The 14,924-nt window shown below is 63.0% G+C and carries 12 protein-coding genes; 1 reads left to right on the forward strand and 11 read right to left on the reverse strand.

Features of this window, described 5'->3' with window-relative positions; translation table 11 throughout:
- Positions 1-40: 40 nt before the first annotated feature.
- From AB8A33_RS18555 to AB8A33_RS18605, 11 genes are all read right to left on the reverse strand, one after another.
- On the reverse strand, positions 41-796 hold the full coding sequence (locus AB8A33_RS18555) for an ABC transporter permease (protein ID WP_439094070.1): 756 nt from the start codon (positions 794-796) through the stop codon (positions 41-43).
- Positions 797-803: 7 nt separating this feature from the next.
- On the reverse strand, positions 804-1,619 hold the full coding sequence (locus AB8A33_RS18560) for an ABC transporter ATP-binding protein (protein WP_439094071.1): 816 nt from the start codon (positions 1,617-1,619) through the stop codon (positions 804-806).
- Between the two features lie 16 nt (positions 1,620-1,635).
- Positions 1,636-2,613 (reverse strand): ABC transporter substrate-binding protein, encoded by a 978-nt coding sequence (locus tag AB8A33_RS18565; RefSeq protein ID WP_439094072.1) that lies wholly within the window; start codon positions 2,611-2,613, stop codon positions 1,636-1,638.
- 129 nt (positions 2,614-2,742) lie between these two features.
- Positions 2,743-4,626 carry a hydantoinase B/oxoprolinase family protein gene (locus tag AB8A33_RS18570; protein WP_439094073.1) on the reverse strand — a complete coding sequence of 628 codons (1,884 nt, stop codon included), beginning with the start codon at positions 4,624-4,626 and terminating at the stop codon, positions 2,743-2,745.
- Complete coding sequence (locus AB8A33_RS18575; RefSeq protein WP_439094074.1) at positions 4,626-6,710, reverse strand: hydantoinase/oxoprolinase family protein; 2,085 nt, start codon at positions 6,708-6,710, stop codon at positions 4,626-4,628. The genes AB8A33_RS18570 and AB8A33_RS18575 overlap by 1 nt, the downstream gene beginning before the upstream one ends.
- 106 nt (positions 6,711-6,816) lie before the next feature.
- Positions 6,817-7,710, reverse strand: a complete 894-nt coding sequence (locus tag AB8A33_RS18580) for a LysR family transcriptional regulator (protein ID WP_439094075.1) — start codon at positions 7,708-7,710, stop codon at positions 6,817-6,819.
- 15 nt (positions 7,711-7,725) lie between these two features.
- Positions 7,726-8,181, reverse strand: coding sequence for a hypothetical protein (locus AB8A33_RS18585; RefSeq protein WP_439094076.1), 456 nt, complete (start codon positions 8,179-8,181; stop codon positions 7,726-7,728).
- A 230-nt stretch (positions 8,182-8,411) separates the two neighbouring features.
- Complete coding sequence (locus tag AB8A33_RS18590; protein ID WP_439094077.1) at positions 8,412-9,398, reverse strand: Bug family tripartite tricarboxylate transporter substrate binding protein; 987 nt, start codon at positions 9,396-9,398, stop codon at positions 8,412-8,414.
- Complete coding sequence (locus tag AB8A33_RS18595; RefSeq protein WP_439094078.1) at positions 9,395-11,029, reverse strand: hydantoinase B/oxoprolinase family protein; 1,635 nt, start codon at positions 11,027-11,029, stop codon at positions 9,395-9,397. Before AB8A33_RS18595 ends, AB8A33_RS18590 begins: the two co-directional genes overlap by 4 nt.
- Positions 11,029-12,657: a hydantoinase/oxoprolinase family protein gene (locus AB8A33_RS18600; RefSeq protein WP_439094079.1), complete on the reverse strand. Its 1,629-nt coding sequence runs from the start codon at positions 12,655-12,657 to the stop codon at positions 11,029-11,031. Before AB8A33_RS18600 ends, AB8A33_RS18595 begins: the two co-directional genes overlap by 1 nt.
- The gene (locus AB8A33_RS18605; protein ID WP_439094080.1) at positions 12,654-13,892 is read right to left on the reverse strand and encodes an NAD(P)/FAD-dependent oxidoreductase; all 1,239 of its coding nucleotides are present in this window, start codon (positions 13,890-13,892) and stop codon (positions 12,654-12,656) included. Before AB8A33_RS18605 ends, AB8A33_RS18600 begins: the two co-directional genes overlap by 4 nt.
- A gap of 102 nt (positions 13,893-13,994) precedes the next feature.
- On the opposite strand from AB8A33_RS18605, the gene AB8A33_RS18610 reads away from it, so the two are divergent.
- Positions 13,995-14,909, forward strand: coding sequence for a LysR family transcriptional regulator (locus AB8A33_RS18610; RefSeq protein ID WP_439094081.1), 915 nt, complete (start codon positions 13,995-13,997; stop codon positions 14,907-14,909).
- Positions 14,910-14,924: the final 15 nt, after the last annotated feature.

Genomic DNA, 14,924 nt, shown 5'->3' on the forward strand with positions numbered 1-14,924 from the left:
TCATCGCGGGTCAGCGACCAAGGGCGATGACAACGGTTGGTTATTTTCCCGACCAGTGCACAAAGCGGCGTTCGATGGTTAGGAACAGCAGATTGAGCCCGTAACCCAGAGCGCCAGCGGCGAAGATGGCGGCGTACATGTCCGGCATTTCGAACATCTGCTGCGCCTCAAACACACGCTGGCCAAGGCCATCGACCGAGCCGATGAACATCTCGGCAACGACGACGATGACCAGCGCCAGCGACACGCCGTTGCGCAAGCCCACGAATGTGGCCGGCATCGATTCCAGCAACATAACGTCCCACAACACCCGCAAGCGTGAGGCACCCATCACCTTCGCGGCGAGAATGCGGGTTTTGCGCGCATTCATAACGCCATAGGCGACGTTAAACAGGATGACCAAGGCTGCGCCGAATGCGGCGACGAAGATTTTCGTGCGATCGCCCACGCCGAATAGGACCAGGAACAGCGGAAACATGGCCGATGCCGGCGTGGAGCGAAAGAAGTCGATCAGAAATTCAACCGAACGATAAAGCCGCTCGGAAGACCCGAGCAGAATGCCGAATGGGATGGCGACGATCGCTGCAATGATCGTCGAGTAGATCGTCCGCTCGACCGTTTTGACAAAATCGACACCCAGCTTGCCGTGAAACATGCCGGTCCACAGCGCCTTGAATGTCGCAACCGGCGACGGCAGCAGGACGGGATCGACGATCCGCAGCCACGTCACGACCGACCAGATGGTCAGCAGCACAACGACGCCCACGAGTGGCAACAGGACTTCCAGGCGCTTCATCGGTTCGTCAGCCCTTCCGCACTTCGCGCTGGAAGATCTCGAGGCAATGCGCCTTGGTGCTGATGAACTCCCCCTCGGTCATGGTCTTGTCGGTGCGCGGGCGCGGCGCATCGTAATGCACGAATTCGACCGGCCGTGCCGGATGCCGCGACAGCAACAGGATGCGGTCGGACAAATAGACTGCCTCCTCCAGGTCGTGGGAGACCAGGACCGTCGTGGTATGGGTCTCGACGAACACACGCTGCAACTGCTCACGCATGAACAACGTCATCTCGTAATCCAGCGCCGAGAACGGCTCGTCGAGGAACAGGATCTCAGGGTCGACCACCAGAGCGCGCATGATCGAGACCAACTGCTGCTGGCCGCCGGACATCTGATAGGGATACAGGTTGAGGTCGATCTTAACGTTCAGACTGGCAACGATCTTCTCTACCTTGCGATTGCGCTCCTTCTTCGGCACGCCCATCACCTTCAAGGGATAGGCGATATTATCGAAGGCGCTCAGCCAGGGAAACACCGCCTCGCGGTAGTTCTGGAATACATAACCGAACTTGATCTTGTTGAGCGGTTGGCCATCGAACAAAATCTCACCTTTATCGGCAGGAAAAAGCCCGGCGATCATGTTGATCAACGTGCTCTTGCCGCAACCGTTCGGGCCGAACACCGACATCAGTTTTCCGCGCGGAATGTCGAAATCGAAATTGTCGTAGATCGTGGCGTCTGCGAACCGCTTGCTGAGGCCGCGGATCGTCACATGCGGCGCGGTCCGCGTCGCCGCGGCCCGCGCATTGGCAGACAGCTCCATGCTTGCAGAGGGGTGCATCACGATCACGCCAGCTTCAATATTTGTAGATATATTTGGTGACGTCGAGCTTCTCCGGCACGACACTGATCGAGGTGCCGAAGTCCGATAGTTTCTGCAGATCGGCGATCTGCGTCGGCGTCATGTCCTTGGCCATCGTGTAACCGAGCATCGAGACCATATCGACGACATTATCCGGCGTGAACGTGTTCTTGGCGAGATACTTACGCGCGTCATCCGGGTTCTTGTTGATGTAGTCTACGGCCTTGCTCCAGGCCATAGCGAAGCGCTTCGCCACGTCCGGCCGCTTCTGGATGAAGTCGCTGGTGATGGCACAGCCGGCTGCATAGGCGTCGGCTTTTGGATTCCCGAGAATGTATTTCGAGATCACACCGGCTTCCAGCGTCCGCGCGACGCCAGCCTTGATCATCATCGACGCATTCGGTTCCAGCGTGTAGCCGCCATCGAACGTGCCCGCGGTCATTGCATTGACATGCTGGCTCATGTCGAGCTGATCGATGGTATAGTCGCCGTCCTTCAGCCCGTTCTTGGCAAGAATGCCCTTGGCGGTGTTGAGATTGGCTGGTCCCGGTGCCGACATCAACTTCATGCCCTTAAGGTCGGCAATCTTGTCTGCCTTCACGCCGTTGCGAACGACGAATTGCTCCATCTTGAATTCAGGGGTCTGGCTGTTCAAGGCGATATACATCGCAACGCCGGGCTTCTTGATATTGGCGTTGAGACCCTCGAGCGTGACGAGCACTGCGGAGACCTCGATCTGGCCGGTAATCATCGCCGCGACATTGGCCGGACCGCCCATCAACTTGGTCATTTCCGGTTCGATATTCTGCTCCTTGAAGAACCCCTTCTCCAGCGCCACAAAATACGGCAGGGACGAACTCAGCGGGAACACGCCTACCGCAACCTTGTCCTGCGCCGACGCGCGTCCAGTGCAAAAACCGGTCAAGGTTGCGGCGACGGCCAAGGCAAATGTCAAACGAACCAGCGACTTCATACGTGCAACTCCTGTTACCAGCATGGCGAGCCCTCTCGCCTTGAACGTTCACGCCCGATGCGGCGGCTGCCTCATTTCAGAGCAAGACTCGTGCCGCATGAACGGATTTAGCGGCTGCTTCTGTCGCCGCTACATCCGAGACCGAAATTCTCCGCGCAGCATCTTTTCGTAACCTTCGCCGCGATCGATCATAGGCAGATCGCCTGGCCGCGCCTTGGCCAGCGCCGCACGCTTTGCCGCAGTCGCGGCTTCGTCGATCACCGGTTCGTCCGCCGTGCTGGCCGCTGTGAAAATCACACCATAGTCCCGCCCCGCCGCGACGATCGAGACCCGCCCTTCGATAACGTCGCGCAGCACCAGCGACAGCTCCCGCGTTAACGGGTCGCCCCAGCCGCCGCCACCTGTGGTGACCACCTGCACGACCTGGCCCTTCTTCACCTCGGCGCCATCGACCAGGCCCCCGAGCTTGCGGGCTTCGCCTTCGGCGTCCACCGTGACGCAGAACGGCTCGCCCGCCTTGCCCCCCTTCAGCCCGTAACAGCCCAGGCGGACGCGATCTGCGGTGACGATGGTGCGGCAATCCACCAGCGCACGATAGTGTTTCTCATAACCCTGCCCGCCGCGCCGCAAGCCAGCGCCACCGGAATCGGTCGACAGCGCCAGTTTCTCCACCATCACCGGAAACCGGGTCTCGGTGAATTCGGCTGGTTGGTTACGGGAGTCCGGCACAATATGGATCGCGTCGTTGCCATCGGCATAATAACGGCCCCCGGACCCGCCACCGAGCACCTCGCGCGACAGGAATGGCTTGCCGTCTGCGTCGTTGCCGTAGAAGCCGGTATAGCGGATGGTCTCCTGATCCGCCGGCATCCGTCCGTCGACCGCCTTTGCCACCACGCCGGCCAGCAGCCCGAGACTACGTAGCAGCACGAATGAGCGCGCATTGGTCGCCGCCGGCCATTCCGGCGTGATCAGCGTGCCCTTCGGCGGAAAGACGATCTCGAATACGTCGCACACACCTTCATTGACGTGAATTTCGGCGGCGCGCTCCGGCGTGTCGGCGAGATTGCGGAGGATAGGCGCGATCCATTTGATCAGGAAGGCACCGTCTGCGTAGTCGGTCGGCCAGTTGATCGGGCCGGTGGATTGCGGATCGGTGCCATTGAAGTCCAGCACAATCTTGCCGGCCTTCTTGGTCATCTTGATCGCGATCTTGTGGAGCTTGGGATCGGTCAGACCATCGTGTTCGACATAGTCCTCCCACGCGTATTCGCCATTCGCGATCTTGCTCAGCAACTCGTTGCGGTAGATATCGCGGCACTTGTCCAGGATTGCCTGAAAACAGGCCTCGACCTGGTCCTTGCCAAAACGCTCGAATAATCCCTGCATACGGCGCGCACCCATCAGGCAGGCCTGCACCTCGCTGTCGAGATCCGCGGAGAGCATTTCCGGCACGCGGGTGTTGCGTTTGATGATAGTGAAGACGGCATCGTTCTTGACGCCCTCGCTGTAGATCTTCACCGGCGGAATCGCCATGCCTTCCTCGAACACCGTGGCAGCCGTGCCGGGCATCGAGCCAGGCACTTTGCCGCCGACGTCGTCGTGGTGGCCGAATGCCTGGATATAGGCGACCACGATGCCGTCGTGGAACACGGGCACCGTACTGCAGAGATCTGGCAGATGGCCGATCGAGCCCTCGGTCAAATAGGTGTCGTTCATCAGGAACACGTCGCCGGGCTTCATGGTTTCCGGCGGGAAGTCACGAACGACTGCATTCGGCATCGCCGAATAGGAACGCCCGGTCAGCTTGCGGCAATAGCGGTCGAACAGGCCGACGCGATAGTCGTGCGCCTCGCGGATCATCGGCGAGCGCGCGGTGCGCTCGATGGCGTATTCGATTTCCGCCTCGATGGAATTCAGCGTGCCTTCGACGATCTGCAACACGATCGGGTCGACATGGACAACGTCACGCGCGGGCGCAGTAGGCCAGGGATGCCTGCTATGCTGGTTCATTACATCGCCTCCTTCGACGACACCGGACGGATCACGAGAATGCCGTGCGGATCGACCTCGACGTATTGTTTGGGAAAGACCATCGTTGTGGAGCCAAACTCCTCGACGACGGCTGGACCGACAATCTTCGCGCCGGGCCGCAGTGTCACACGATCATAGAGCGGCGTATCGACGAAACCGGTGTCGAAATAGACGGGACGCATGCCCTTCGGGGTAAACTTGCCGTCGCCTGCGGCGAGCTTCGGCATTTGCGGCCGATCGATTACACCGAAACCGGAGACGCAGAGATTGACCAGTTCGATCTTCTGCTGGCCGGCATAATCGTAGCCGAAGGTCTTCCTATGCGCGGCGTGGAATGCGCCGGTGAGACCCGCAAGGAACGCCGCGTCCGTGACTCCTGCAGGCGCGGTGACTCGCACCTCCATCGACTGCCCGGCGTAGCGAAGGTCTGCCTCGCGCACCAGACGGATCTGCGACGCAGCAATGCCATCGCGCTCGAGATTGGCAACGGCTTCTTTCTCCAGTGCCGCATAGCGCTGTGCGATGTCCGCGAGATCGATGGCGTCCTCATGCATCACCTTGGTGACCATATGATCCGTGCGCCAGTCCACTGCGAGCAGGCCGAAGGCGGAGAGGTTGCCGGGATTGGGCGGCACGATGCAGGCCTTCATGCCCAGAAGGTCCATCACCGCCGGCGACTGCACCGGGCCTGCACCGCCGAACGACAGCAGCGCGAAGGTGCGCGGATCGATGCCGCGCTGGATAGTCATCTGGCGGATCGCATTGGCCTGCGCCCAGTTAGCGATCTCGATGATACCCAAAGCGAGCTGTTCCGCGGTCATGTTACCCGGTAGCCTCGAAGCCAGCGCGGCGATGCCGGCGCGGGCGCGAGCGACATCAAGCGCGATGCCGCCGCCGATCAGCGCCGGGGGCAGCCGCCCCAGTACCAGATTGGCATCAGTGATCGCGGGCTCATTGCCGCCGTTCGGATAACACATCGGCCCCGGCACTGCGCCAGCACTGCGCGGACCGACCTTGAGATGCCCCTCGCGACTGATCCAAGCAATCGAGCCACCACCGATGCCGATGGTGGAGATGTCGATCATCGGTATACGAACCGGAAACTGCCCAACCGAGCCGCCGTTGGTGAGTTGCGGCTTGGCGTTTTCGATCAGGCAAAAGTCGGTCGAAGTCCCGCCCGCATCCAACGTCACCAGATCGGGGAAGCCGGCGATGTCGGCAATGACCGCGCTACCGAGAGCGCCTGCCGCGGGGCCGGAAAGCGCTGTCGTGATCGGCTTACGCAGGATCTGTTCAGAACTGGCGACGCCGCCGCTCGACTGCATAACCAGGAACGGCACGCTCTGCAGCGGACCCAACTCGTCATGCACGCGCTTCAGATAACGATCGAGATAGGGCTTTACGAACGCGTCGACGAGGGTCGTGACCGCACGCTCGTATTCGCGATATTCCGGCAGCACGACGCAGGACAGCGACAACGTCGCTTCGGGATATTCCTCGGCGACGATTTCGGCGACGCGACGCTCGTGACTGTCGTTAGCGTAGGAGTGCATCAGGCAAATGGCGATCGCCTGGACCTTGTGCTTGCGATAAAAGCGTGCGGCCTCCCGCACCATGGTTTCGTCGAGGGGACGCAACTCATTGCCTTTGAAGTCAAAGCGACCGCCGACCTCGCGAACGAATTGCAGCGGCACCAGCCGCTCCGGCTTCACCCAGAAATAGGAATTGCCGTAACCATCAGGCACAGACTGTCGCGCAATTTCGAGCAAATGGCGGAAGCCCGAGGTGACGATCAGCCCCAGCGATTCGATGCTGCCCTGCAGCAGCGCGTTGGTGGCAACAGTCGTCCCGTGAGCCAGCCCGGCAACGTCAGCTGCCCCGGCACCCGCCCGCGCGAGAATGTCGTTGACGCCGCGCACCAGACCGATCGCCGGATTGGATGGCGTGCTCGAGACCTTGGTGACCACCATCGCGCCGGTGGCAGCGTCCACCGACACGATGTCGGTAAAGGTCCCTCCGGTATCGATTCCGATGCGAAAACGAGGAGCGGCGGTTTGAGACATGCTGACAACTTCCGATGTGAAGATGTGCCAGCATGGGTCCGCGGCCGCTACGGAGTCAAAATCCGATTATCGATGGAGCCATCGGAAAAACAGATGGCTCCCTTTTTCAGCCTTTCAGCATCTCGAGCACCTTCTGAAGTGCGGCTTCCTTGCGCCGGGACATCGGCTGACGCCTACGAAACAGGCTGAATGCAACATTTCGCGCCGGCGCGATCGGCATCGCCTTCAACAGACCGAGTGCGACTTCATTGGCGACGCAAGCGCGCGGCACGATGGCGATACCCCCTCCGGACTGCACGATGATCTTGATGGTCTCGATGTTATCGACGACGGCGATCACGTTCGGACGCATGCCGAGGTCCGTGAACAGCGACATCACCACCTGACCATAGCCGACGGTGAGTTCGCTCATGATCAACGGCTCGGCCAGAAGGCGACCGATATCGACCGGCTGCTTGCCACGCCCGAGCGGATGCTTGGCCGGAACGATCAGCGCCATTTCGGCATCAACCAGCCGGTCGACGACCAGCCCGGACGGCAACCGGTCCGGATCCGACTCAATGGCCAGGCCAGCGTCGATCCGCTCCTCATGTAGCTCTGTGAAAATATTGCGGGTCGGTGCGGTGATAATCTCCAGCCGCACGCCCGGAAGTTCGCCTTTGAGGTCGGCGAAAAGACGCGGCATGAAGATCTGCGCCATGCCCGAGCCCATCGCGATCGTCAGCGTGTCCAGCACCGCTCCGCGCAATCGCCGCGCGGTATCGGACAGGCTTAGGAGATCGCCAACCACGCGTTCGGATTCATAAAGAAAGGTGCGCCCGCGATCAGTTGCCTCGATGCCCCGCGAGGTCCGCGTGAACAGATCGAAACCCACTTCCTCCTCGAGCAGCCTGACTTGCTCGCTGACGGCGGACTGCGAGATATTCAGCCGCTTCGCAGCTCGGGTAAAGCTGCGCTCCTTCGAGACCGAAAGGGCATAGCGTAATTGCCGGAAATCCAACGATGTGCCCCTTGCCTATGCCGCGATGCGTGCGGAATTACGCATCGTATCCGCCGCAACGATATAGCACACCTCGCCGGCGGGATCGTCACTCCCACAGCGCGCTGGGGTGGCCGGGTAAGCTTTCTTGCTGTAGACCATCTTCAGATCGGCGAACATCTCGGCCGTGCGCAGGCCGACCGCAACACCGTTGATGACAGGTATCCCGATCTCGTCCTCGATCTCATGGGGATCGACCATGAAACGTACGAACACAGCGCAGAATGGCAGGACGACGTTGACATCGACCCTTGTCATCGCTTCACGGCACAGACGCAGCGTCAGCTCGCGGCTGGGGTGGCCGAACAGGTTTCCGCGATGATGCCGTGGGACATGCCGCTGGCGTTGCCGCCTATGAATGATGGATTGAGGTGTCAGCCGACCCGGCTGCGATGGCCATCGCTGTTCGCAGTTTCTGTGCGTATCGGCCATGGCCCAGTTTTGCTAGAACGCCGCCATAAACGTTGTTTTCGTAGCTGAGCTACTGTCGGCTTTGCGCCATTAGGGGGCAGTAATAAAGTTTTCCGGCACGATGCCTAGAAACGAAAGTCATCGATTGCGTATTGTCCTGCTCACCGCAATAACCGCAAACGCCCTTTCAACTCTGACACGCTTCGAGGTCGTTCGGGTGCAACTGCGCTACAGAGTTGGGACGTGCCAGCTCAATTGGCCTGCACGCCGGAATTCTTCACGATCGGCGTCCATTTGTTCACCTCGCTTGCGACAAAGGCCTTGAATGCCGCTGGCGTCGATCCTTGAACGACGAAACCCTGCGCCGCGAAAAAATCCTTGATGTCGGGAGATTGCATAGCCTTGATCACCTCCGCGCCCAGCTTTTCGACGATGTCGGGCGGCGTGCCGGCCGGAGCAAACAAGCCCTGCCATGACGACGCCTCGAAACCCGGAAGTCCCGCTTCATCCAGGGTCGGCACGTCTGGCAGCAAGGGAAGCCTCGTCTTCGAGGTAACGGCGAGTGCGCGCACCTTTCCGGCCTGGATCTGCGGCATCAGCACCAATACGTCACCGAATGCGGACTGGATCTGACCGCTCATGAGGTCGGTGAGCATGCCCGCGCTGCCGCGGTAAGGAATGTGCACCATCGAGACGCCGGCAACCTGCTTGTACATCTCGCCGGTGAGATGCATCGAGGTGCCGTTGCCGGGCGAGCCGAAACTCAGCGCGTCCGGTTTCGACTTGGCCAGAGCGAGAAACTCGGCCGCCGTAGTCGCCTTGACGTCGGGGTTGACGGCGAGCACGAGCGGCGCGCTCACCATGATCGACAATGGCGCGAAATCCTTGACCACGTCGTAGGGCAGTTTGGGGTACAGGGGCTGTGCGATGGCGTTGCTGCCAGTCACACCCGCCAGCAGGGTGTAGCCGTCGGGTGCAGATTTGGCCACGAAGTCGGCCCCGATGGTGCCGCCGGCACCGGGGCGATTATCGACCACGACCGGCTGGCCCCAGCCGGCGGCGAGTTTTTCTCCGAGACGCCGCGCAAGCACGTCGGTGCTGCCGCCGGACGCGAAGGGCACAACGATATGGATCGGCTTGTTCGGGTAAGTTGCTTGCGCATAACCCGATACAGGCAGGAACATCGCGAGACTGGCCAACGCCAGCGTCGTGCGGAGTGACATCGGGAAGCGGATCATAGGCAACTCCTTGCAAGTGGGTCGGTGGATCCAACTGGAGCCAGAGATCCCCAGCCACCACCGCCAGCGGTTTCGATGATCAGCACATCGCCTGCGGACCACGCGATGCGGGCGCGCGCTGGCAAGAACTCCACCGCTCCGCCCACACGCAAAACCCGGGCCACCGAATTTGCGCCGGCGTCGCCGCCTTGCGCACCGCGGGCGCGGCCGACATGGCGCTCTCCGCGATAGGCGATCCAGCCCTCACCTTCGAGCAGACGATAGGCGCGTCTGACGCCGTCACCGCCGCATTGCATGCCGGCGCCCCCGCTACCGCGGCGGATCTCGTAGCATTCCACGCGCAGCGGCGCTTCGGTCTCGATCACCTCCAGCGGAGTATTACGGGCATTGCCGACGTCGGTGGAAACGCCGGCGCGGCCAGACGCGTTGACGCTGGCGCCGGCGCCGCTCGCGATGATCTCGGTGAACATCCAGCGTTGCCCGTCCATCCGCGTACCGCTGAGCGCGAGGACAGTGGCCACACCGGCGTGTGGCGCCACGCCCGTCCCGCTTGCCGACTGCGACCAGGCACCGAGGATCGCGTTGCAGGCCAGCTTTACGGTTGCCGTGCGCGCATTGACTGCCGCCGGCAACATCGGATTGACCAGGCTGCCGGGCGGAAGCTTCAGCGTCAGCGGCGCCAGGCAGCCCGCATTGTTGGGAGCATCAGGTGCCAGCGTGCGCATGAAGAACAAGGCCGCAGACAGCATGGCCGCCGGCGACGCGTTCAGCGGTCCACGGACCTGCGGCGCGCTTCCTTCGAAGTCGATAACCAGCGCATCGCCCTGCTTGCACAACGTCACGGCAATCGTCACCGGTGCGGTGTCGATGTCGCTGCCGTCGAGCTGGTCGCGCCAGCTCCACGCGCCATCGGGCGCTGCTGCGAGAGCTGCACGGGTCATGCGTTCGGTCTGCGCGAGCAAGGCATCGCAGACCTCCATGAAACGAGGTCCGGTGTGTCGCACGATCTGCCGCAGCTCACGCGCGCCCTGTGTCAGCGCAACCCATTGCGCCTCGAGGTCACCGCGCAAATTATCCGGCGTGCGAGAATTGGCCACCAGGATGGCGTCAATGTCGGACTGCACACCATCGGCGCTGCGCCAGCGCACCGGAGGAATGCGCAAGCCTTCCTGGTACACTTCGTTGGCGTCAGGCGGGATGGAGCCGGCGGCCATGCCGCCCACATCCTGATGGTGCAGATTGGCTGCAGCCAGGGCAATCACCTCGCCATCGAGGAAGATCGGGTGCACCAGCGCGAGATCGGGCAAATGCGTGCCGCCGGACCAGGGATCGTTGAGCAGATAGGCGTCTCCCTCGGACATCGCTGCCAGCGGGAAGCGCGCGAGCACACCGGCCACGGCCGGAATCAGCGATCCCAGTAACAGCGGTAGCGAGCGGGCCTGGGCCAGCAGGCGTCCGTCCGGCAGGAATAGCGCTGCGGCGCAGTCGCCGCCCTCGCGAGCGATGGACGATACGGCAGCGCGCATCATGCCGGCCTGCATGCGATCGGCCGTGCCTTGCAGCGCCAGTCGCAGCGGCTCCATGCGCAGGGCGATCTCTGGATCGGGTGCGTGCTCGTGCGCGGGCGGCATCAGGCCTTCGCCTCCAGCGCCAGCGTCTGGTCCGGCATCAGCCGCCAGGACCAGCCTGGGGGCACCCATACGGTGGTCATCGACGCGAACAGGGCATGCGGCCCTTCGCCTTGCGGCGGCAGCGAATCCCAGAGGCGATCGCTCGCCGCCAAATGGACTGGACCCTCGTCCGGATCAGACAGCATGCCCAGCGCCGCGATCACACTGGCGTGCGGCATCACCAGCACACGGCGGATGCCGGCTATTTCGGCCACTTCGGCCGCGTGTTGTGCGCCGCCGCCGCCGATGGCGACGAGCACCGCGTTGGCAGGATCGAGGTTGCGCTGGAAGACGTGGGTCTTGAGCGCCTCTGCCATTTCCGCAGCGGCCGCGCTCACGATGGCCTCGGCTGTTCGACGTATCGACAGAACGAGCGCACTGGCGACGTAGCCGAGCGCGGTCTCGGCCGCCGCACGGTCAAGCACGATCCCGCCTGCCAATCGCGGCGGCAGACGATCCAGCACGTATAACGCATCGCTGAGTGTCGGCAAATCACCACCCAGACCGAAGGCGGCTGGCCCTGGCCAGGCGCCTTGCGAGCGCGGCCCCAGGCGCAGTGCGCCGCCCGGTAGCACCGACACCACGCTGCCGCCGCCGATGCCGATGGAGGTGATGTCCACGCAGCGCTGGCGGATCGGCAAGCCGCCACATTCCAGCGCATCGGTGAATGTCGGCCTGCCCTCCAGGAGCAGACTGATGTCGGCGCTGGTGCCTCCGACATCCATAACGATCGCGGGACCGGACGCGCATGTGCTGATGCTGGCGGCCACGCCTTGCAGCGCCGCGCAGGGACCGGACATCGCGAGGCCGATCGGCCGTTCCGCGAGGTCGCGCCAGGGCGCGGTGCCACCGGACGATCGCATCACGCGCGGTGCCGGCAGGCCGCGCGCCGTCAACGCGTCGGCCAATGCATGCAGGTAATCTCCCGCCAGCGGCTTGGCATAGGCGTCCAGCGCTGTCGTCAGCCATCGCTCGAACTCCCGCGGTTGCGGATCGACCTCACTCGACAGTGAGACGTACAGGTTCGGAAGACGCGCATGCAGCGCGGTGCGCACGGCACGCTCGTGGTTCGGATTGAGGTGCGAGAACAACAGGCCGACCGCCACGGCGCGCACGCCGGCTCCGCTCACCGCATCCGCGATCGCGTCCAGCGCCGACAGGTCAAGCGATTCGACCTCGCGCCCGGTGGCATCGATCCGTCCGCAGATTTCGAAACGCAGCGGCCCCGGAAATAGTTTTGCGTCGGGCAAGGCGGGCGCGATGACGGGCTCGTATAGCTCCTTGCGGTCCTGCCGCGCCAATACGGGCACATCGCGCATGCCGCGCGTGAGCACAAGGGCTACCGGCGGCTCGTTCAACTCCAGCAGCAAGTTGGTGATGACGGTCGAGCCGTGCACGACCCGTCCGACATCGCCTGCCCCGATGCCCGCCTGCGCGCGCAACCGATCGAGCGCCTCGACAACCGTCTCCGCCAGCGGGCCTCCGGCGCGCGGATGTTTGAGTGAGGCGATCTGTCCGTCGTTTCGCAAGGCCACTACATCGATGAACGTGCCACCCATGTCCGCCGCAAGCGACCAGGACAGGCTCAACGGAATCGCTCCGGCGAAAACGGCGTGAGATCCACCTGTGTCGGGCGTCCCGCCACCAGATGCGCAATCTCGCGGCCGGTTGCCGCGCCCATGCACATGCCCATATGGCCGTGGCCGAAGGCGAGCCAGGCGTTGTCGACCGCGCGGACCGGACCAACCACGGGCAGACTATCGGGATGACAGGGACGATGACCCATCCAGCGCGTGTAGGACGACGTGTCGAGGTGCGGGAACAGCTGCTGCCCCTGACGCAAAAGCGCATCGGCGCGCGCCATGTTGGGCGCGGCTTTCAGGCCGGCGAATTCCACCGTGCCGGCCAGCCGAAGGCCCATGGCCATCGGGTTGACCATCAGATTGTGCTCCACCGCCATCACGGTGTGGCTCAGTGTCAGGTTCGAGCTCTGCACGGTGACGTGGTAACCGCGCTGTGTCTCCAGCATCACCGGGCTGTCGAGCGACGCGGCCAACGCGCCCGACCATGCACCGGCCGCCACCACCACGCCATCCGTCGCCAGCGGCTCGCCACGCTCCAGCAGCACGGCCGTGACACGCTTGCCCTGACGCTCGAAGCCGCGGACGCGGTCGCGGACGTGGCGCGCGCCGTCCGTGATGCAGCGATTGTAAAGTACCTTGACGAGGGCAGACGGGTCGGACGTAGAGCCGTTCTCGGGCGCCAGGATACCGAAGCGGAAACGTCCCTTGAGGTCTGGCTCGAGAGTCTCAAGCTCATCCTGATCGACGTCCTGCATCTTGACGCCCAGCGATCGCCGCAGGTTCATGCCCCATGACCACTGCGTTGCGGTCTCGCGCGACGAAAAGACGTAGAGGCAACCGCTGCGCCGCACGAGTTCCCCCGCATCGGCATGGGCGAGCAGCGGATCGTAGCAATCGAAGATCGGCTCCAGCAGTGTACGCAACGCGGTGGCGATACGCGTCACCTCTTCGCGCGACGAATGATGCAGCAGGCGCAGGAGCCACGGTGCCACCTGCGGCGCATAGGCCCAGCGCACCGTCAGCGGCCCCAATGGATCCAGCAGCCAGCGCGGGACCTTCTTCCACATCCCCGGCATCCCCACCGGCAGGCAAGCGCTGGGCGATAGCGAGCCCGCATTGCCGAACGAGCAGGCTTCGCCTGCCTCCAGCGGATCGACGAACGTCACCGTGTGTCCGTCGCGCTGCAGCCATGCGGCCGTGCAGGCGCCGACGATTCCAGTCCCTATGACGACAATGTGCATGGGGACGAATTCTGGAAAATAATTCCCTCATCACACAAGCGAATTTTTCTAATACTCTCATCAGGCTTTCTGATACCCGAACCACGCCAGCGGGAGACTTCTATGCGGCCCGACGTTCTCTCCAATCTCAGCCTGCGCCAGATGCGGGCCTTCGCCGCGGTCGCGCGGGCCGGCAGCTTCACGACGGCCGCGCGGCAGATCAACCTGACGCAATCGGCCGTCAGCATGCTGGTCCAACAGCTCGAGGAGACCCTCCACCTGAAGCTCTTTGACCGTGGCGCGGTCGTGCTGCTAACCGCCGCCGGCCAGCAATTGCTGCCTTTTGCGCGCCGCATCCTAGATGACGTTCAGCAGATCGCCGAGGGCGCTTCGGACCTTCGCCTGCTTCGTACCGGTCTGCTACGCGTGGCCGCCCCGCAGATGCTGGCATGTACATGGGTGGCGGCGGCGCTGGGCGAATTCGAACAGGCTCATCCCGATGTCGGCCTGCGCGTGACCGACGCGATGGCGGATGAGGTGGTGAGCATCGTGCGCCGGGGCGAGGCGGAACTGGGTGTCGGCCCCGAGCGCGCCACCGGCGATGATGTCACCAGTTCGTTCCTGATGGATGTGCCGATCCGTCTGGTCTGCGCGGCGCGCAATCCGCTGGCGCGCCAACAGGCAGTCTCCTGGAAAAAACTGCGCGACGCGCGCTGGGTGATTTACTCCAGCGAGTTCAATCGGCATCTGGAACGCCTGCTGCACGAGCACGATCGCTCACTGTCGATGCAGACCGCCGTCGAGGTCCAATATCTCACCACCGCACTGGCGCTGGTGGGTGTTGGCACCGGCCTTGCCGCCGTTCCGGACTACGGGCAAATCTTCGCTGCGAATTTCGACGTGCGCTTCATCAAGCTCCGCGCCCCGGAAATCCACCGCCGCTACTACATCTACCAGCGACGCGGTCTCGTGCTCTCACCGCCTGCGGAAGCCTTCGTCAAGCTTCTGCGTCAGCGCGCGGCATGCAACGGCGGATGAGGCTGGGCGAACGGA

The organism is Tardiphaga sp. 813_E8_N1_3, assembly GCF_051811025.1.
Classification (GTDB): Bacteria; Pseudomonadota; Alphaproteobacteria; order Rhizobiales; family Xanthobacteraceae; genus Tardiphaga.